Origin of the sequence: Pseudodesulfovibrio pelocollis, from assembly GCF_030282845.1 — a bacterium.
Taxonomy (GTDB): domain Bacteria; phylum Desulfobacterota; class Desulfovibrionia; order Desulfovibrionales; family Desulfovibrionaceae; genus Pseudodesulfovibrio; species Pseudodesulfovibrio pelocollis.
Genome location: NZ_JASTWE010000022.1, coordinates 22027 through 41355, shown reverse-complemented (window position 1 = coordinate 41355; position 19329 = coordinate 22027). Strand labels below are relative to the sequence as shown.

The window sequence follows — 19329 nt, the reverse complement described above, 5'->3', positions numbered from 1 at the left end:
ACAGAGCGTGGAGAAAGGAAATTGCGAGGAACAGTCGCCACGTTGACGCGAGGCTCGCCGCCCCCTACTACAGTGGACTGACGCGCCGCCTCACAAGGAGAACCCCATGCACCATTTCCCGGCCCCGGCCCCGGCCCCCGAAGCGGGCCACCTGACCCTCTGGGGCCTGACGCCGGGCCACGACCGACCAGACATCCCCCTACAGGGCAGCCCGGAGCGGTGCGAAGCCCGGGCCGCAGTGCAGGACGCCGCAGGGCGTGTCCTGGTGCTTGAACGGCTCGGCCCGGCCAGCGTAGCGCGGCGCGAGCGCATCGGCACGTTCCTGCACCGGCTCCGGCAGGCCGGGCTGCCGATCCCGGCCCCATTGACCGGACCGGACGGCCGGATCGTGGTTCACGGCCAGGGCGCGCACTGGCAACTCTCGCCCTTTGTGCCGGGCGACCCGCTCCCCCAGCCCGACTATGTGGACCAGCCGCAGCGGGGCGTCCACCTGGGCCGCTTTCTGGGCGCGCTGCGCCGGGCCGGAACCGGATCGCACGAATTCGACGGTGAGTCGGGCTTCTCCCTGCCCGCCTACATTGACGCGCTCATGACGACCATCGGGCAACGGCAGCCGAATCTATACCGCACCCTGACCCCGGTCATGGCCGCCATCGCGCCCCTGGCCGAGGCGTGGGCCGGGCTCGACACCGCGCCCTGCCACGGCGATTTCCACCCCGGCAACGTCATCTGGCATGGCCACGGCGTGGCTGCGGTCATCGACTGGGAGTTTGCCGGGCATCGGCCCGTGCTCTACGACGCGGCCAACTGCCTTGGCTGCGTGGGCATGGAGGACCCGGCCGCCCTAGTCCGGGGGCTGGCCCCTGCCCTGCTGTGCACCCTGCGCGACGAGGAATGCCTGCCGCCCCCGGCCCTGGCCCTGCTGCCCGAGACGGTCCTGGCCCTGCGCATGGCCTGGCTCTCGGAATGGCTGCGCCGCGACGACAGGTCGATGATCGACCTGGAGGTCCGCTTCATGCGCCTGCTGGCCAACAGCCTCGACACCCTGCTCCCGGCCTGGAGGACCATTCTGGACGCCGGAAGCGGTTCAACAGTATACTGACGGAATGCGGCCGCGCAAGGCTCGGCTCGGGGCAGGGCTGAGAAAACGGACAATAACAATGCGGCCCGGAACGGCCTGGCTGGCCGTCCGGACCGAAATCAAAGGGAACCTCGAACCGTGTCAGGGGCGGATTGCGCTGCGCGGCTAGTCTTCCAGTTCGCTGGCCAGGGCCGAGATTTCCTCGCGGATGATGCGGGCGGCCTCGGCCGGAAGCAGGTTGGCTATCTCCTGACGGATGCGGCTTTCCAACTCGGCCACGCGGGCTTCGAGCCGGGCCACCTTGGCCTGGAGTTCGGGCAGGGAGGCCTCGCCCATCGCCGAGGCCTCGGGACGCACATCGGCCAGCAGCTGGTCCATGTCCACGTCGTCGGACACGTCCAGCCCGGCGTCGGGGGGCATGGCCTCGCGGGCAAGCTCGTCGCCCAGGTCCATGCCGTCCATGTCCATGGCATCCACATCGGGGTCACCCGCCATGGCTGCCGCTGCGGCGCTTACCGCCGGTCCGGGCCGGCCCACGCCTGACATGTCCACTTCGGGCAGGTCCATGTCGGAAATATCGGCATCAGAGAGGGAGCCCATGTCGTCGTCCATGTCGGCACCCATGTCGGCACCAATGTCGGCGGTCATGGAATCGCCCATCACGTCGGACACATCCACCTCGACGTTGTCCAGCAGGCTGTCCATGTCCTCCATGTCGTCCTCAAGGGCGTCCAGGCCGGTCAGGTCGGAAAGCCCGTCGTCTGCCGAGTCGGCCTCGGGATCGTCCATGAGCTGGTCCAGCGCCTCTGCGGGCACGGCCTCGCTCACGGGAATGTCTTGGGCCTGGGCTGCGTCCGAATCCATCTCCTCGGCCAGGGCCGCGTCCAGGGCGTCCGGCTCCATGTCCGGCTCGGCGTCCGGCTCGGCGTCCGGCTCGGCCACCACCTCGTCGAGCAGAAGAATGTCGTCGTCTCCGGTCTCGTTCCCGGGCTCGTCCCCGGCCTCGGCCAACAGGGCGTCAAGATCATCCAGGTCCTCGGCAGGCTCGTCCAGCAGGTCGTCCAGCTCGATGACCTCATCGTCCTCGGCGGACTCCGGCTCGGGCTCGTTGGCCTCGGCGATGTCCTCAAGCAGGGCGGCCATGTCCTGGTCCTCGGCATCGGCAAGGGCTTTGGTCACGGCATCGGCCGGGTCATCGTCGACATCGGCGGCCATGTCGTCAAGGAGCAGCACCTCGCCATCGTCGTCGGCCAGATCGTCCAGAAGCATCAATTCGTCGTCATCCCCGGTGTCATTCCCGGCACCAGGGGCCATGTCCATGTCCTCGTCAATGCCGTCGTTCTCCACGGTGACGTATTCGTCGAGCACGATGGGCTCGCCGTCGTCCTCGTCGCCCGCCGCCTGCTCCTCCTCAAGGTCATCGGAAAAAAGATCCTCAAGCTCCTGCTCGAAATCCGCATCAAGCGAATCCGGGTCCAGCCCCTCGTGCTCGGGCTTGCCGGCGTTCAGCATGTCGTTGACATCGACGCTGTCGTCTTTGTGGGAGGGCGGTGGAGCCGGGGTCATTGATACCTCCGGAAGGCGGGAGTTTGAAAAAGGGGAGCTGTCGTGGACAGCTCCCCTTGGGATCGGCCGTCAGACTACTTGTGGCAGTCCTTGCAAGCCACCGGGGGATTCTTCCCGGCCTTCTTCTCGTTCTTGTGGCACTGCAGGCAAGAGGCGTCGGACTTGCCATGGAAGGCCTGGTAGAAACCGGTCGGGTCCTTCTTGGCTTCCTTGCTGTTGTCGGTGTGGCAACCGTCCACGGAGCAGCCGGTGATGGAGTCCTTGGAATCGTTCGTGTGGTGACACACGAAGCAGTCGATGCCCAGGGTCTCGTGGGCCTTGTGCGGGAAGACCACTGCGGACCGGGTCATCTCGGAGCCTTCGGGGGCGCTCATGGTCACGGTTTCCGGCACCGCGGCACCGGCGATAACCGCGGGCAGCGCGAAAACGCACACCAACGCGGCGACCATAAGACAGATCATCAGAGATTTTTTCATGTACCTACTTCCTCCTGTTGCATGAATAAGAAACCGTCACACTCTCTACTGTGCGGGATAAATAAGTATCCCCCCCCTGTCAAGCGGGGGATGCCATCGTAGACGCTTGGGTTTACCTGAAAATCACCCCGCAAGGCAAGGGGTTTCCACATCGGCCGCACACCCGGCCCGACATGGTCCCGGGCAAGCACCCCGGCCGGTCATTCTTCCTGCCCGCCCCGGTTCATGGCGTATTTGCGGTGGTAGCCGCGCGGGGTGAGCATGCGCCCGCCCGCCGCGCGGGTGGCGGAGTTACCCACCAGGAGCACGGTCTGCATGTCCACCCCGGCCGTGTCCACCGCATCAAGGGTGGTCAGGGTCACGCTCTGGCCCGGCCGGTAGGCCCGGCCCACCACGCCCACCGGGGTCTGCGGGGCGCGGCTCCCGGCGATGATGGCCAGGGCGCGGGCCAGATGGTCGTCCCGCCTCCTGGAGCGCGGGTTGTAGATGGCGATGACGAAATCCGCCTCAGCCGCCAGCTTGAGCCGCTTCTCGATGACCTCCCACGGGGTGAGCAGGTCGCTCAGGCTGACCGAGGCGAAGTCGTGCATGAGCGGTGCCCCCAGCAGGGCGGCTGCGGCGGCAAAGGCGGGCACCCCGGGCACCACGGCGAAAGGTACGGTGTCGAGCAGCCCCTCGGCCTCCAGGATTTCCAGCAGCAGCCCGGCCATGGCGTAGATGCCCGCGTCGCCGCTACAGACCATGACCGTGCGCCGCCCGGCGCGGGCCGCCTCCACAGCCGCCCGGGCGCGCTCCACCTCGCCCATCATGCCGGTTGAGATCACCTCCCTGCCCGCCAGCAGTTCCGGAGGCACCAGATCGATGTATCCCTTGTACCCGGCCACCACGTCGGCTCCGGCGATGGCCTCCCGGGCCGCCGGGGTCAGCAGGCTCGCGTCCCCAGGCCCGAGGCTCACGGCTGTCAGCATGATTCGCTCCTCGCCACGGCCAGCGTGACCTTGTCTGTTGGCGTCTTTTCCATGATCAGCGGGCCGCCCCGGGCCAGCAGGATGGCCGCCGCCTCGGCCACCGAGGGGGTGCCCATGCGCTGGAGCACCCCGGACGAGGGATTGGGCACGGTCACCGCGCCCAGCCGGTCGGCGGCAAAGAATTCGGGCACCACGCCCAGCCCCTCGGCCGCGTCGAGCAGGCCCGGCTCGTCGGCCTTGGCCTCGACACTGCCCAGGCCGCCGATGCTCAGGAACGAGAGGTCAGCCGCCCGGAACGACTCGCGGATGTGGGCCGAGATGTCCGCCCCGCTCACGCCCCGGCGGCAGCCCACGCCGAGCATGAGCGCGCGCGGATACAGACGCAGCGCCGCCTCGTCCGGGCAGTCCCGGAGCCAGGAGACCCAGACCCCCGGCTCGCCCTGCCGCCACCGGGCCGGATCGTCCACTACTCTGAAATATTTCGGATCTTCTGCCCGCAGATACCCGCCCGGATCGTGCAACTGGACCGCCTCGCCGCGCAGCAGGGCCGCATTCACCGCCTTGACCCGGCCGAGGTTGCCGATGGCCATGCCCCGGTCGCGGGCCAGCAGGTCCAGCGAGGGCAGCCCGGCGCAGTCCGTGGCCGTGGTGATCACCGCCTGCCCGCCGCTGATGGCCGCGCAGCGGGAGGCCAGATCGTTGGCCCCGCCCAGGTGGCCCGAGAGCAGGCTGACCGCGAACCGGCCGCCCTGGTCGAGGCAGACCACGGCCGGGTCCACCTCCTTGCCCCGCAGATGCGGCGCGATGCAGCGCACCACAATGCCCGCAGCGGCCACGAACACGTGCCCGTCGAAGCGATGGAAGTGGCCGCCCACCAGATCAGGCAGGGAATCAAAGGGTACATCCGCCCCCCGGGCCAGCCGGGGGGTGGCAAAGAGGACACCGCCCATCTCCCGGGCGAGGCGCACGGCCAGGGGGTATCCCTGCCCGGTCAGGGCGTAGACGGCGATCTTGACAGGCTCGGGCATGGTCCGCGCTCCCCGGCTCCCGGTCCGGCGAACCGGAACAGGCGGCCGCCCCCGGTCAGAAGCGGACCTTGCGGGCCGCGTCCAGGGTCTTCTCGAAATCCTCGTCCGTGTGGGCAAAGGAGGTGAAGGCGCACTCGAACCCGGCGGGCGCGAGGTAGATGCCCTGAGCCAGCATCTGCTGCCAGAAGCTGGCGTAGGCGGCCGAGTCGCACTTGCCGGACTCGATCATGTTGGTCACCGGCCCCTTGGAGAAATACATGGTGAAGGCCGAGGCGATGGCGTTGAGGGACACGGCCTGGCCCTTGGACTCCATGATGGCCGCCAATTCGCGGGCCAGGGCCTGGGTGCGCGCCTCAAGCCCGGCGTAGTCGCACTGCTCAAGCCGCTCAAGGGTGGCCAGCCCGGCGGCCATGGCCACGGGGTTGCCCGAGAGGGTTCCGGCCTGGAACACGCCGCCCACCGGGGCCATGTGCTCCATGATCTCGCGGCGACCGCCGTAGCAGCCCACCGGGAACCCGCCGCCGATGATCTTGCCCAGGGTGGTCAGGTCGGGCGTGATGCCGAACCGCTCCTGCGCCCCGCCCGGAGCCAGCCGGAATCCGGTGATGACCTCGTCGAAGATGAGCAGCGCCCCGTATTCGGTACACAAATCGCGCAAGCCCTGGAGGAATCCGTCCGCAGGCAGGATCAGCCCCATGTTGCCCGCGGCAGGCTCCACGATGACGCAGGCGATCTCGGAACCGCTGGCCTCGAAATGGGCGCGCACGGCCGCAAGGTCGTTGTAATGGGCCAGCAGGGTGTGGCGGACGATCTCCTCGGGCACGCCCGGGGTGCCGGGCACGGTGGCCGCCGCGCTGCCCGCCGCTGCCAGAAAGGAATCGGCGTGGCCGTGGTAGTTGCCGATGAACTTGACGAACTTGCTGCGGCCCGTATAGCCGCGCGCCAGCCGCAGGGCTGACATGGTTGCCTCGGTGCCGGAGGAAACCATGCGCATCATCTCCATGGACGGGATGAGCTGCGAAATCTTCTCGGCCAGGGCGATCTCGCCCAGGCAGGGCGCGCCGTAGCTTGAGCCCTTGTCCACGGCCCGGTGGGCGGCCTCGGACACGGCCGGGTCCTGGTGGCCGAGGATCATCGGCCCCCAACTCAGGACGTAGTCGATGTATTCGCGCCCCTCCACATCCCACATGCGCGCCCCCTTGGCGCGGTCGATGAAGACAGGCTCGGCGTTGACGTAGCGGCAGGCCCGAAGCGGCGAGTTGACCCCGCCGGGCATGAGGGTCTTGGCCTTGGCGTAAAGCGACTTGGAATCCATGGGCGGCTCCTATTTGAAATAGACCATCGAGGTCTTCTTGAGTTCCTTCAGCGACTTGAGCGTGCAATGGTCGTCTATGCCGGTGATCTTCTCCAACTCGGCCACCACCTCGTCGGTCTGGCCGGGCCGCTCGCCGTGGATCATGGTGTAGACGTTGTAGGTCCACTCCGGGTAGGTGCGGCGGATGTAGCAGTGGCTGATCTCGGGCCGGGCGGCGAATATCTCGCCCACCTCGTCGGCCCTCTCCGGGGACACGCGCCAGGCGACCATGGCGTTGTGGCCGTAGCCCGCCTTCTGGTGGCGCAGGGTGGCCCCGAAGCGGCGGATGATCTTGCGCTTCTTGAGATCGGCCAGCAGGTCGATGACGGTCTGCTCGTCCACGCCCGCCTGCTCGGCGATGCTCAGGAACGGTTGCTCGGTGTCCGGCAGGTCGGTGCCCGCCAGGGCCAGAATACGCTCTTCTGTCTGGGTGAATCGTATTGCCATGGCTGTGCTCTATACCCGCCCGCGCCCGATGATGCAACCGGGGCCAAGCCTGTTCGCTCGGGGCTTGCCACCGGCGGCGGCCACACGTATGCTCATGGGCCATCACGCACAAAAGGAGTTTCTCCATGAAGATAGCCGTTCTCGGTGCCGGAGCTTGGGGCACCACCCTGGCCGACATGCTGGCCAGAAACGGGGTGAGCACCACCCTGTGGGCGCGCGAGCCCGAGGTGGTGGCCGCCATCCGCGACACGCGCGAAAACGCCACCTTCCTGCCCGGCGTGCGCTTGAGCGACGCCCTGGCCGTGGAATCCGACCCCAAGACCGCCTTTGCCGGGGCCGACTATTTCCTGCTGGTCATCCCCAGCCAGTTCATCCGCCCGGCCCTGGAGGGCTTTCGCGACATCCTGCCCGACAACCCGGTCATGGTCTGCGCCTCCAAGGGCATAGAACTTTCAACCCTGGCCCCCATGAGCCGGGTGGTGGCCCAGGCGCTGGACGGCAAGCATCCGCGCTATGCCTCCCTCTCCGGCCCCTCCTTTGCCGCCGAGGTCAGCGCGGGCATGCCCACCACCGTGTCGCTGGGCTGCGAGGACCACGAGCTGGGCCACGAGTTGCAGGCCGCCTTTTCCACCCCGGCCTTTCGCGTCTACTTCACGCCCGACTATCGCGGCGTGGAGCTGGGCGGCGCGGTCAAGAACGTCATCGCCATCGCCGCAGGCATCTCCGACGGCCTGGGCTTCGGCCACGACGCCAGGGCCGCCCTCATCACCCGCGGGCTGGCCGAGATGAGCCGCCTGGGACAGGCCATGGGCGGGCAGATCCGCACCTTCATGGGCCTCTCGGGCATGGGCGATCTGGTCCTGACCTGCACCGGCGACCTCTCGCGCAACCGGCAGGTGGGCCTCAAACTGGGCCAGGGCATGAAGCTCGACGCCATTGTCGGCCAGATGAAGGCCGTGGCCGAGGGCGTCAAGACCACCAAGGCCCTGCACGATCTGGCCCGCAAGCTGGGAGTGGAACTGCCCATCACCGAACAGGTCCACGCCATTTTGTATGAAGACAAAGACCCGGCCTGCGCTGTCAAGGACCTCATGAGCCGCGAGCTCAAAGATGAATAATGGACGAATAAAGGGCGAATAACCGCCAAAGGAATCCCCATGCGCCGCATTCTCCGCCCCCTGTGCCTGATGGCCGCCCTGCTCTTCGTCCTACCTGCCGCCTCGCTCATGGCAGGCTGCGCCAAGCAGTGGGAGAACCCAGACATCAAGGACTCCCACGAGGCCAGTGTCCGGTTCGACCAGGATTCCCGGGCCTGCGACGTGATCGCGGGCGAGCAGTATCCCCTGGACAAGAACCGGCAGTACAAGGTGTACAGCCAGTGCATGAACGACCGGGGCTGGGTCATCCGCGACGGCGAATACCGCTTCCACACCCGCACCCCCAAGGACTAACTTACCGTTGAAAAGGTCAAAAAATGAAGGCTGTTCAAAAATGGTGAGATGCTAGCCGCAAAAAAAGTTCAAGACCGAAGCGTACTTCTTGCACGCGAGGGTTTGAACTTTTTGAAGCAACGACGCAGATCGTCGTTTTTCAACAGCCTCCTAGCGCCAGCCACTGGAGGCAGTTGATGGACACCCGCCCGGTTCTCGTGCTCGGCTCCACCGGCTATGTGGGCGGCAGGCTCGTGCCCCTGCTGCTCGAACGCGGATTCACGGTCCGCGCCGCCGGGCGCAGCGTGGAAAAGATCCGCGCCCGCCAGTGGGCCGACAACCCCAATGTCGAGATCGTGCGTGCCGACATGCACGACGCCTGGAGCCTGCGCAAAGCCTGCCGGGGCTGCCGGGCCGCCTTCTATCTCGTCCACTCCATGACCCAGCCCGGCCGCGACTTCGCCGAGCAGGAGCGCGACGCGGCCTACAACATGGTGGCCGCAGCCCAGGGCGCCGGTCTTGAGCGCATCATCTACCTCGGCGGACTGGGCGAGGATATCGACGACCATCCCTTGTCCAAGCACCTGCGCTCCCGGGCCGAGGTGGGCCGCATCCTCACACTGGCCCCGTCGCGGGTGACCATTCTGCGCGCCGCCCAGATCATCGGCTCGGGCTCGTCCTCCTTCGAGCTGGTGCGCTATCTGGCCGACCGGCTGCCGGTCATGCTCGCCCCCACCTGGGTCAAGACCCGCACCCAGCCCATCTCCATCCGCAACGTCCTGGGCTACCTGGTCGGCTGCCTCGAAAACGAGGCCACCTCCGGGCTGACTCTGGACATCGGCGGACCGGACATCCTTTCCTACGCCGAACTGTTCCATCTCTACGCCGAAGTGGCCGGAATCCCCAGGCGGCGCATCCTGGCCACGCCCTTTCTCTCGCCCCGGCTCTCGTCCTTCTGGGTCAGCCTGATCACCCCGGTGCCCATGTCCCTGGCCCGCTCGCTGATCGAGGGGCTGCGCAACGAGGTCATCTGCCGCGACGATGCCATCCGCGAACTGGTGCCCCAGGAACTGATCTCCTGTGGCGAGGCCATCCGCCGCGCCTTGGACAAGACCGAGCACCAGAAGGTGGAGACCTGTCTCTTTGACGTGGGCAGCGCCTGCCTGCCCGAATGGGCCTCCGGGGACGACCCGGCCTACGCGGGCGGCGCGAGCTACGAGATGGGATACAAGGCCCGGCTCCAGGGCGACCCGTCCAAGGTCTGGGCGCTGGTGGAGCGCATCGGTGGCGAGCAGGGGTGGTACTATGGCGACCCGCTGTGGCGGCTGCGCGGCTTCATCGACCGGATGCTGGCCGGGCCGGGCATGTCCCGTGGCCGACCGCGCCGGGACGACACGGTGCGCGTGGGCGACGCGCTGGATTTCTGGCGCGTACTGGCCAGCGACCCGGGGCGCAGGCTGCTGCTGCTGGCCGAGATGCGGCTGCCGGGCGAAGCCCTGCTCGAATTCCGGCTCGACACCCACTGGGAAAACGCAGTGGACATCACCATGACCGCGCGCTTCCTGCCCAAGGGGCTGGCGGGCCTCCTCTACTGGTTTGCCATGTATCCCTTCCATGTCCTGCTGTTCCGCAACATGATCCAGAACATCTCGACCCAGGCGGGCACCCATATCTATTCAGGGCCGGAGCGCATCGAAAAAAGGTCATGACCAACCACCAAAACACGGGCCGCCAACACTCGGGCCGTCTGCGCACGGGCCGCACAACTGGCACCTGCGCCACGGCCGCGGCCATGGCCGGGGTGGTCTTCCTGCGCACCGGGGCGCGGCCTCGCAGCGTCGCGGTTCCGCTCCCCCCGGGAGGCCACCTCGACGTGCCCATCGCCTGCTATGAGCCCCACGGCGACACGGTGCGCGTCACCGTGATCAAGGACGGCGGGGACGACCCTGACGCCACCCACGGCTGCGACATTCAGGCACTGGTCGAATTGCATCAATCCGGCGCTGAATACATGGTTGTTGAGATAGAAGGCGGCGCAGGAGTTGGCGTCACCACCCTGCCCGGCCTGCCCGTGGCCGTGGGCAGACCAGCCATCAACCCGGAGCCGCTGCGCCAGATCAAGGCCGGGGTGCGCGCCGTGACCGGGCCGGATTTCGCGGGTCGCGTCCGTGTCGTCATCGAGGTGCCGGACGGCGAACGGCTGGCGGCCAAGACCATGAACCCCCGCCTCGGCATCGTCGGCGGCATCTCCATTCTCGGCACCCAGGGCATTGTCAAGCCATACTCCCACGACTCCTGGAAGGCGACAGTGGCCGAGGGCCTCGACGTGGCCCGCGCCCTGGGCCTCACCCACGCCGTCTTTACCACGGGCCGCCGCTCAGAGCGGCTCTACCTCGACGCCCACCCCGACACCTCGACCACGGCCCTGATACAGGCTGCTGATTTTTTTGAATTCTCAATGGATGCTGCGGCGCAGCGCGGCTTCGCCCGGGTGACGTGGACTTTGTTCTTCGGCAAGCTGGTCAAGCAGGCTCAGGGGCTGGCCTCCACCCACGCCAAGAGCCATCCCGTGGACTTCGCCCGGCTGGCCGACCGCTGCGCCGAGGCGGGCTGCGCCCCCGGCCTCCTGCCCACTGTGCGCACGGCCAACACCGCCCGGCAGGTGCTCGACCTGCTGCGGCCTGACCCGGCCCTGCCCACCCTGCTCGCCCGGCTCAAGGCCGAAGCGGCCGGGGCGGCCCGCGCCTTTTCCGGCAGCCGGTGCGAGGTTGACCACGCGGTCTTTGATTTTGACGGGGAAAGGCTGGCTTGAGCGGATTGCCCACTCAGATTGGCTGAAAAGGGAATCTGGATACCAGTATCTGGCTATTTTACTTGGCGTTTTCCCTGGCTTTTTTCTTGTACCATTCCGTGTAGGCTATTCCGAAGACCACCGAGGCGATGGAAAGCACGGTGCTGGCCCAGTCCGCAACAACATGAAAATATTTGGCAAAAGCCAAAGCCGTGGAAACGAGGAACAGGCAACCCCAGACGATGGTCAAATAACGGCAGCTCGCAATGAACTGCGGGTGATTCCAGCGGTCCACCGGGGCGTTCTCACGAGCAAACTGCGCCACAAACGGCTTGCCTATCGCAAGCGAGAACCATGCGATGGCGGCCATGCCCGATGGGGCCAGCAACCCCATGTGGGTCATGGTCCAGACATTTTTCATGAGAATCACCAATACGGCGATAGCCGCAAAGAACAGCAGCGTGCCCCATGTAAGGATGAAGCCTTTTTTCAGCTGCCCGAAGCCGACAATGACTGTGAGAGCCAAACTGACAAGGATGGCGATTTCCAGACGCAGCAGGGAAGGGCCTGCGAGGACGCCAAAGGAAATCCAGGGCAGGAACCCAACGATGAATCTGAGGAAATCTTTCATGCAGTCCTTTTGGAGCAGGCCTGCCCGGCTCAGAATCCCGCCTCAAGGGGGGGCCAGACCAAGGCATTGGTCGGCGGTTCGACATCGGCGGCCCGGGGTTGTTCGGCCCTGGGGCGGCCCGATACCCGAAGCTCGACATGGCGGTCGCGGATGGTCAGCCGGTCCTCGGCGATCCACTGGATGGCCTGGGGGTAGATGCGGTGTTCGAGCTTGAGGATGCGCGGGCCGAGCTCCTCGCCGTCCTCGCCCTGCTGGCAGGGCACGGCGGCCTGGATGATGATCGGACCATGGTCCATCTTCTCGTCCACGAAATGCACGGTGCAGCCGGAAATCCTGACCCCGTGGGCAGCGGCGTCGGCCTGGCCGTGGACGCCGGGAAAGGCGGGCAGCAGAGCCGGATGGATATTGACCACCCGGTGCGGAAAGGCGCAGAGAAAGACCGGGGTGACAATGCGCATGAACCCGGCCATGACCACCAGTCCGTGCCGGTCCACGCCCGCGGCCACGATAACCTCGGCCATGGCCGCGTCGAACGCCTCACGCGAGGCGTAGTCGGTATGCGTCAGCACCCTGGTGGGGATGCCGTGCTTCCTGGCCCGCTCCAGCCCGAAGACCCCGGGCTTGTTGGAGACCACGAGCCGGACCTCGGCATCAAGCACGCCCTCCTCGATACGGTCGATGATGGACTGCAGGTTGGACCCGCTTCCCGAGACAAGGACGGCGATGGGCAACGACATGGGCACTCCTGAAAAACGCTTGGCGGCACAGGCCGCATGACCGGTTTTTATTGCACGAGGGGGCCGCGCCCCGATCAGCCCTTGTCCGCTGTCACGGTGCCCACCAGGGCAGCCACCAACCCGGGGATGGTGTAGTCCTCGGGCTCGATGGACGGGGTAAAGCCGAAGCGGGCCAGGGTCTTGCTCGTGACCGGCCCGATGGAGGCGAGCGTCACGTCCGGGTACTGGCGCAGGGTGTCAGCCGGGATCAGCTCGAAGAAGTTCTCCACCGTGCTCGACGAGGTGAAGGTCACGTATTGGATGGCGCCCTTGTCCAGGGCGGCCACTATCTCATCACCTGACTGCTGGACCAGCCGGGTCTCGTACACGGGCAGGACCGTGACGTTGCACCCCGCCTTCTTCAGCTCCTCGGGCAGGACCTCGCGGGCCACCTTGGCGCGCGGAATAAGCACGTCCTGGCCCTGGATGCCCAGCGCAAGGAGCCCCTCCACCACATGCTCGGCCACATACTTGTCGGGCACGAAGTCCGGGATGATGCCGCGCGCCGTCAGCTCCTCGGCCGTGGCCGGGCCGATGGCCGCGATCTGCATGCCGCAGAAGATGCGCGAGTCAAGGCCGATGGTCGAAAGCTGCTCCCAGAAGAATTTCACGCCGTTGACCGAGGTGAAGACCACCCACTGGTAGCGGGCCAGTTGCAGGATGGCCGTCTCCACCTCGGCGTAGTCGTCGAGATGCTCCACGGCGATGGTGGGGAACTCATGCACGCAGGCCCCGTGGCCGCGCAGGATGTCCACCAGCCCGCTGGCCTGCTCGCGCGCGCGGGTGACCACCACGCCCTTGCCCAGCAGGGGCTTTTTCTCGAACCAGCCAAGCTTGTCGTGCAGGGAGCACACCCCGCCGACGATGATGATGGATGGAGCCTTGAACTTGCGCTCGGCCGCGTCGGCGGCCACGTTCTCCAGGGTGGAGACGAATGACTGCTGGTTGCAGCGCGTGCCCCAACGCACCAGGGCCACCGGGGTGTCTGCGGCCCGGCCGTTCTTCATCAGATTCTCGGCAATCATGGGCAGGTTGCCGACCCCCATGTAGAAGACCAGCGTGGAATTGGACTGGCCGTACACGGCCCAGTTGTTGCCGGATTCGCCCTTGGTGGGGTCCTCGTGGCCGGTGATGAAGCAGACGCTGGTGGTGTGGTCGCGGTGCGTCACCGGAATGCCAGCATAGGCCGGGGCGGCCACGCCCGCAGTGATGCCCGGCACCACCTCGAAGTCGATGCCCGCCTCCACCAGTTCCTCGGCCTCCTCGCCGCCGCGCCCAAACACGTACGGGTCGCCGCCCTTGAGCCGACAGATGGTCTTGCCGCTGCGCGCCTTGTCCACGATCAGTTCATTGATCTGGTCCTGGGGCAGGGTGTGGTCCCCGCCCTTCTTGCCCACATAGAGGATCTCGCAGTCGGGCTTGCACCACTTCAGAAAATTCGCATTGGCCAGATAATCGTAGATCATCACATCGCAGGTCTCGATGATCTCCTTGGCCCGCAAGGTGAGCAGCCCGGGATCGCCCGGACCGGCTCCGACGAGAAAGACGTTTGCCATGGTATGCTCTCCTGACATGCGCGGTTAACCGATTTCCGCGATTATTTCTTTATACGGCGCTGTACCGGACTGGTGGATGGCTTCAAACCCGTCCACTCCTCTGGTGACAATGAATAACTCATAGTTGAGCCAAGCGACATACTGCAAAATATGATTATGCAGAACCGCAAGGCGTGGATTGTTCCAGATGGGTTCGTGATGAAACACCCTGTTGCGCAATTTGCGTATGGCTTCAAGCTCCCTCACCACCTGCGATCTTTTCAAAGGATGCGCCTTGCGGGGAAAAGCGGCCTTCATGATCTTGGGCATCAGTGAATCATGGTACCGCTTGTGGAAAAGTGAAATCCAAAAACCGAACCCCAATTCAGCGATATACTTCCCGGCAATCTTCTTTTTCCCTGGCGGGAGAAGTCGTTCGACCCGGCTTATCTGCTCGCGTTCGCCAACTTTCAGCAAGCCCTCTTTCAAAAACCAGAACCTTGTTTCGTATGCCTCGGAAAGGGTGTTATGAATAGCATTTCTCAGCGCGACTTCAAGGTTCTGAAGTCCAGGGTACAACGATTCGCACAGCTTGATATTCCATATGTACCGAAGAAGCCAATCGTATTCACCCTCGTCCGGGCTGATGTCTCTGGGCAATCTGTACGGCTGAAGGCGCTCGACAGACAACCCGCTGACCAATTCCTGAAGACGTCCCTGCGTCGGTAGCTGATCAGACATTGTCCGGGTGCTTGCCTTTCATGCGCATCGTTGTTATATCTTCTTCGCTGTCCTTGAGAGAAACCCCTCCCGGCTCCAAGCCGGTGATGTCCTCAAGGTTCAATACGAAGCCCCTCCAACGAGGGGCTTCGTTTTTTCTACCCCATCACGCTCTCAAGGCGGGCCTTGAGCTGGGCGAGCTTGGTTTGTTCCTCTTCCATCTCGGCCAGTTTGCGCTTTTCGCCCTCCACCACTTCGGGCGGGGCGTTGTTGACAAAGCCGGGGTTGGCGAGCTTGCCGGACACGCCTTTCATGGTCTTGTCGAGCTTGGCCAGGTTCTTGTCCAGGCGCGCCAGCTCGGCCTCGAAATCGACCACGCCAGCCAGGGGCACGAAGAGCTCGTTGCCCTGGACCACGGCCGCGCCCGACGCCCGGGGGCCTTTCACCTCGGGGCCGATGGTCACGTTCTCGACCCGGGCCAGGAAACGAATCAGGTCCAGGGTGGATTCGAGCACGGATTTGTCCGCGTCGTTTGCCGTGCGCACCAGCAGGTCGAGCTTTTTGGCGGGCTCGATGAGCAGCTCGGTGCGGATGTTGCGGATGCCCGAGACCACGCCCATGAACAACTCCATGCGGGCCATGGCGTCCGGGTTCAGACACTCGGGGCGCGGTGCCGGGAAAGGCAGGGTGGCGATGTCCTCGGAGCGGTCATCGCCTGCCGGGCGCGGCAGCACGGACCATATCTCCTGGGAGATGAACGGGGCCACCGGATGGAGCAGGACCATGGTCTCGGAGAGCACGGTCCACAGCACCCGCTGGGTGGCCGCCTTGGCCGCCTCGTCCTCGCCGTAGAGGGCGGGCTTGATCATCTCCAGGTACCAGTCGCAGAACTCGGACCAGATGAACTTGTACAGCGTCTGGGCCACCTCGTTGAAGCGGTAGCCTGCGGTGGCCTCGGCCACGGTGGCCTTGACCTCCTCCAGCCGGTGCAGAATCCAGGTGTCGGCGAGGCTTTGGGCCTGATCGAGCGGCACCGCCGGAATCTCGTCGGGCAGGTTCATCATGGCGAACCGGGCCGCGTTCCAGATCTTGTTCATGAAGTGCTTGTAGCCCTCGATGCGCGCCTCCGAGAGCTTGATGTCCCGGCCCATGGCCGCGAAGCTGGTCAGGGTGAAGCGCAGGGCGTCGGCCCCGTATTTTTCGATCATGTCCAGGGGGTCGATGACATTGCCCGTGGACTTGGACATCTTCTTGCCCTTCTCGTCGCGGACCAGGGCGTGGATGTAGACATGGTCAAAGGGCACCCGCTCCATGAACTGGAGCCCCATCATCATCATGCGCGCCACCCAGAAGAAGAGAATGTCGAAGCCGGTGACCAGACAGGAGGTGGGATAGTACCGGGCCAGCTCCGGGGTCTTGTCGGGCCAGCCCAAGGTGGAGAAGGGCCACAGGGCGGACGAGAACCAGGTGTCGAGCACGTCCTCGTCCTGGATGATGTTGCGGCTGCCGCAGGATTCGCAGGCGCTCGGGTCGTCCATGGACACGGTCAGGGCGCCGCACTTCTCGCAGGTCCAGGCCGGGATGCGGTGGCCCCACCAGATCTGGCGCGAGATGCACCAGTCGCGGATGTTGTCGAGCCATTCGTAGTAGGTCTTGGTCCAGTGCTCGGGGAAAATCTGCGTCTGTGCGGGCACGGCGGCGCGCGCCTTCTCGGCCAAGGGCTTCATAGACACGAACCACTGGGTGGAGACATGGGGCTCGATGACCGACTTGCAGCGGTAGCACGCGCCCACCGAGTGGTCGTGGTCGTCCACGCCCACGAACAAGCCCTCGTTCTTGAGGTCCGTGATGATGATGGTGCGCGCCTCTTCCTTGTGCAGGCCGCGATAGCGCTCGGGCGCGTTCTCGTTGATGTTGCCGTCCTCGTCGAGGATGGCCAGCACTTCAAGGTCGTGCTTGCGGCCCAGTTCCCAGTCGTTCATGTCGTGGGCGGGCGTGACCTTGAGGCAGCCGGTGCCAAAGGCCACGTCCACGTAGGCGTCGCCGATGATGGGCAGCTTGCGGCCCACCAGGGGCAGCACGGCCTCCTTGCCGATGAGGTGTTTGAAGCGCTCGTCCTCCGGGTTCACGGCAATGGCCGTGTCGCCGAGCATGGTCTCGGGCCGGGTGGTAGCCACGATGAGGTGGCCCGAGCCGTCAACCAGGGGATACTTGATGTGGTAGAGGTGGCCGGGCTTGGGCTCGTGTTCCACCTCGTCGTCGGCCAGGGCGGTGTGGCAGCGGTTGCACCAGTTGATGATGTAGTCGCCCTTGTAGATGAGCCCCTGCCGGTACAGCTCGACGAACACCTCGCGCACGGCCCGGGCGCGCTGGTCGTCAAAGGTGAAACACTCGCGGGTCCAGTCCACGGACGCGCCCATGCGCCTGATCTGGCCGAGGATGTGGTCGCCCTTTTCCTTCTTCCACTCCCAGACGCGCTCGATGAACTTTTCGCGCCCGAGGTCGTGGCGGCTCTTGCCCTCTTCCTTGAGTTGGCGCTCCACCACATTCTGGGTGGCGATGCCCGCGTGGTCCGTGCCCGGCACCCAGAGCACGTTGCGCCCCTGCTGGCGGTGGAAGCGGCACAGGATGTCCTGGAGCGTCAGGTTCAGGGCGTGGCCCATGTGCAGCACGCCGGTGACGTTGGGCGGCGGGATGACGATGGAATACGGTTCGCCCGGCCCGTCCGGGTCCGGGGTGAAGGTCTTGTCCGCTTCCCAGCGGCGTTCCCATTTTTCCTCGACATCCCAAGGCTCGTATGCCTTGGCCAGTTCCCTGCGGGCCATGATTTGCCTCCGGCGGCCAGGGAACCTTTTGAAAAAGGTTCCCTGGACCCTCCAAAACTTTTTGTGCCACGCCGCCTGTCGGGCTGGCCGTCATCAAAGAGGCGGACGGCGGCGTGGAGGGGGTTCGATATCGATGCTGCCACGGTGGCGCGAAATGCCTGGTTGCAAAAGGCGAAACTGGATGCAAGGGGGAAACTTTTCAAAAGTTTCCCCCGGATATCCAAAATTCGTTCTTCTCCCCTTGCGGTCGCGCCTGCCGGTTGGTAGCGTGCGGACTACCCTTGTCGAGGGAGCCGATTATGTCAAGCATACACATATATTGGGACGAGTCCCACTTCTGGGGCCTGATGGCCGCGCGCGCCCTTGAGGCGTGGGGCATTCCCCATCGTCTGGTGCGCGGCTCCGAGATAGCTGATGGCGTGCTCGCTGGCAAGTCCGGCGAGGTACCGCGCCTGCTCATCGTGCCCGGAGGCCGGGCCAAGGGCAAGGCGGACAGGCTGGGGCTGCGCGGCATGGACGCCATCTGCGAGTTCGTGCATGGCGGCGGTACCTACCTCGGCTTTTGCGGCGGGGCCGGGCTGGCCCTGACCGGCCCTTACGGCCTCGGCCTCTCCCCCTGGACCCGCAAGGGGTACACCAACCGGCTCCACCACTTCCTCTCCGGCCATGTCCATGCCTCCCTGAACCGGAGCGCCCCCCTGGTGCCGCCTGACATGCTCGGGCCCGACGCGGACCCCCTGCTCCCGGTTTGGTGGCCGGGCCGGTTCGATCCGGTGGACGATTCGGTCACGGTGCTGGCCCGCTACGGCAGGCCCGGGCCGGACTTCTGGGTGGCGGACCTCAACCTGTCCACCCTGCCCCAGGGGACCATGAACGACTGGGAAAACCTCTACGGCATCCACCTGGACCCCGGTTTCATGGAAGGCACGCCCTGCGCCACGGCCAATGATTTCGGCGCGGGCCGGGTCATCCTGAGCTACGCCCACCTGGAGACGCCCGCCTCGCCCCAGGCCAACCGCTGGCTGGCCCACATTCTCGATCAGGCGTTGGCTGGCGGGCATGGACAGGCAGGCGGGCCGGTCCCGGCCTGGGATGTGGCCGCCCTGCCCGTGGTCTGGGACGATCCGGTGCTCATGGCTGCACGCCGGGCCATGGAGCGGGTCATCGCCACGGGCACCAGCCACTTTCTGCTCTTCTGGCGCACGCCCTGGCTCCTGGGCTGGCGGCGCGGCCTGCCCGGCGCAGGCATCAACGCCCTGTATTCACTCATCTGCGAGGCCATGGCCCGCCAGCCGGGCGACGAGGCCCTGGCCTTCTGGGACCATCGCGCGCGCGGCTTCGGAACCCTGATGGCCCTGCTGGCCCGGGGATTGTCCGGCTATCTGCTGGCCGAGCGGCTGTCCATGACCATGTTCCACTCCGCGCCCGACGCCGTGTCCGCACAGGGTCTGCGCGAGCAGCGGCGCGCCCTGTTCGGTCTGCCCCCGGAGCCGGGCGGCATCTACGCCGACCTGGCGGCAACTCTGGAGGAGCTTTACTGGCGGCTCTCGCGCTCCGGCCCGACCAATCGATGATGCGGTGCGAAGTTGCCATGCACTCGCACCGTATGTTACGAAAGTTACACACTCGTCAGCGACATTTTGCAGAAGACAGGGGCACACTTGACCGCAAACACCCGCACCCCACCCCCGGAACCGGACC

The 19329-nt window shown here is 65.8% G+C and carries 17 protein-coding genes; 6 read left to right on the top strand and 11 right to left on the bottom strand.

Annotated features, from left to right (window positions below; all coding sequences use genetic code 11):
* The first annotated feature begins 106 nt into the window (after positions 1-106).
* Positions 107-1102 carry a phosphotransferase enzyme family protein gene (locus QQS14_RS09230; RefSeq protein ID WP_285906696.1) on the top strand — a complete coding sequence of 332 codons (996 nt, stop codon included), beginning with the start codon at positions 107-109 and terminating at the stop codon, positions 1100-1102.
* Between the two features lie 144 nt (positions 1103-1246).
* On the opposite strand, the gene QQS14_RS09225 is transcribed toward QQS14_RS09230, so the two are convergent.
* The 6 genes from QQS14_RS09225 to ahbB all read right to left on the bottom strand — a co-directional run bounded on the left by QQS14_RS09225 (position 1247) and on the right by ahbB (position 6920).
* Positions 1247-2647, bottom strand: coding sequence for a hypothetical protein (locus QQS14_RS09225; protein WP_285906695.1), 1401 nt, complete (start codon positions 2645-2647; stop codon positions 1247-1249).
* A gap of 74 nt (positions 2648-2721) precedes the next feature.
* Positions 2722-3123, bottom strand: coding sequence for a cytochrome c3 family protein (locus QQS14_RS09220; protein WP_285906694.1), 402 nt, complete (start codon positions 3121-3123; stop codon positions 2722-2724).
* 200 nt (positions 3124-3323) lie between these two features.
* Positions 3324-4091, bottom strand: a complete 768-nt coding sequence (cobJ, locus tag QQS14_RS09215) for a precorrin-3B C(17)-methyltransferase (RefSeq protein ID WP_285906693.1) — start codon at positions 4089-4091, stop codon at positions 3324-3326.
* Complete coding sequence (locus QQS14_RS09210) at positions 4085-5119, bottom strand: cobalt-precorrin 5A hydrolase (protein WP_285906692.1); 1035 nt, start codon at positions 5117-5119, stop codon at positions 4085-4087. The genes cobJ and QQS14_RS09210 overlap by 7 nt, the downstream gene beginning before the upstream one ends.
* Before the next feature lie 55 nt (positions 5120-5174).
* On the bottom strand, positions 5175-6434 hold the full coding sequence (gene hemL / locus QQS14_RS09205; protein WP_285906691.1) for a glutamate-1-semialdehyde 2,1-aminomutase: 1260 nt from the start codon (positions 6432-6434) through the stop codon (positions 5175-5177).
* A 9-nt stretch (positions 6435-6443) separates the two neighbouring features.
* Positions 6444-6920 carry a siroheme decarboxylase subunit beta gene (ahbB, locus tag QQS14_RS09200; RefSeq protein ID WP_285906690.1) on the bottom strand — a complete coding sequence of 159 codons (477 nt, stop codon included), beginning with the start codon at positions 6918-6920 and terminating at the stop codon, positions 6444-6446.
* Positions 6921-7045: 125 nt separating this feature from the next.
* On the opposite strand from ahbB, the gene QQS14_RS09195 reads away from it, so the two are divergent.
* The 4 genes from QQS14_RS09195 to cbiD all read left to right on the top strand — a co-directional run bounded on the left by QQS14_RS09195 (position 7046) and on the right by cbiD (position 11162).
* Positions 7046-8038, top strand: a complete 993-nt coding sequence (locus QQS14_RS09195; RefSeq protein ID WP_285906689.1) for an NAD(P)H-dependent glycerol-3-phosphate dehydrogenase — start codon at positions 7046-7048, stop codon at positions 8036-8038.
* A 39-nt stretch (positions 8039-8077) separates the two neighbouring features.
* Positions 8078-8371: a hypothetical protein gene (locus QQS14_RS09190; RefSeq protein WP_285906688.1), complete on the top strand. Its 294-nt coding sequence runs from the start codon at positions 8078-8080 to the stop codon at positions 8369-8371.
* Positions 8372-8547: 176 nt separating this feature from the next.
* Positions 8548-10059, top strand: a complete 1512-nt coding sequence (locus tag QQS14_RS09185; protein WP_285906687.1) for an SDR family oxidoreductase — start codon at positions 8548-8550, stop codon at positions 10057-10059.
* The gene (gene cbiD / locus QQS14_RS09180) at positions 10056-11162 is read left to right on the top strand and encodes a cobalt-precorrin-5B (C(1))-methyltransferase CbiD (protein ID WP_285906686.1); all 1107 of its coding nucleotides are present in this window, start codon (positions 10056-10058) and stop codon (positions 11160-11162) included. The genes QQS14_RS09185 and cbiD overlap by 4 nt, the downstream gene beginning before the upstream one ends.
* A 58-nt stretch (positions 11163-11220) precedes the next feature.
* Here the strand turns inward: cbiD and QQS14_RS09175 are convergent, their stop codons facing one another.
* The 5 genes from QQS14_RS09175 to QQS14_RS09155 form a co-directional block, all read right to left on the bottom strand.
* On the bottom strand, positions 11221-11772 hold the full coding sequence (locus QQS14_RS09175) for a DUF3159 domain-containing protein (protein WP_285906685.1): 552 nt from the start codon (positions 11770-11772) through the stop codon (positions 11221-11223).
* A 29-nt stretch (positions 11773-11801) separates the two neighbouring features.
* Complete coding sequence (gene purN / locus QQS14_RS09170; protein WP_285906684.1) at positions 11802-12509, bottom strand: phosphoribosylglycinamide formyltransferase; 708 nt, start codon at positions 12507-12509, stop codon at positions 11802-11804.
* Between the two features lie 74 nt (positions 12510-12583).
* Positions 12584-14104 carry a uroporphyrinogen-III C-methyltransferase gene (gene cobA / locus QQS14_RS09165; RefSeq protein ID WP_285906683.1) on the bottom strand — a complete coding sequence of 507 codons (1521 nt, stop codon included), beginning with the start codon at positions 14102-14104 and terminating at the stop codon, positions 12584-12586.
* 24 nt (positions 14105-14128) lie between these two features.
* Positions 14129-14824 (bottom strand): Abi family protein, encoded by a 696-nt coding sequence (locus QQS14_RS09160; RefSeq protein WP_285906682.1) that lies wholly within the window; start codon positions 14822-14824, stop codon positions 14129-14131.
* A 137-nt stretch (positions 14825-14961) separates the two neighbouring features.
* Positions 14962-17628 (bottom strand): valine--tRNA ligase, encoded by a 2667-nt coding sequence (locus QQS14_RS09155; protein WP_285906681.1) that lies wholly within the window; start codon positions 17626-17628, stop codon positions 14962-14964.
* Positions 17629-17927: 299 nt separating this feature from the next.
* Between QQS14_RS09155 and QQS14_RS09150 the strand changes: the two genes are divergently transcribed.
* Complete coding sequence (locus tag QQS14_RS09150) at positions 17928-19202, top strand: BPL-N domain-containing protein (RefSeq protein WP_285906680.1); 1275 nt, start codon at positions 17928-17930, stop codon at positions 19200-19202.
* The last annotated feature ends 127 nt before the right edge of the window (positions 19203-19329 follow it).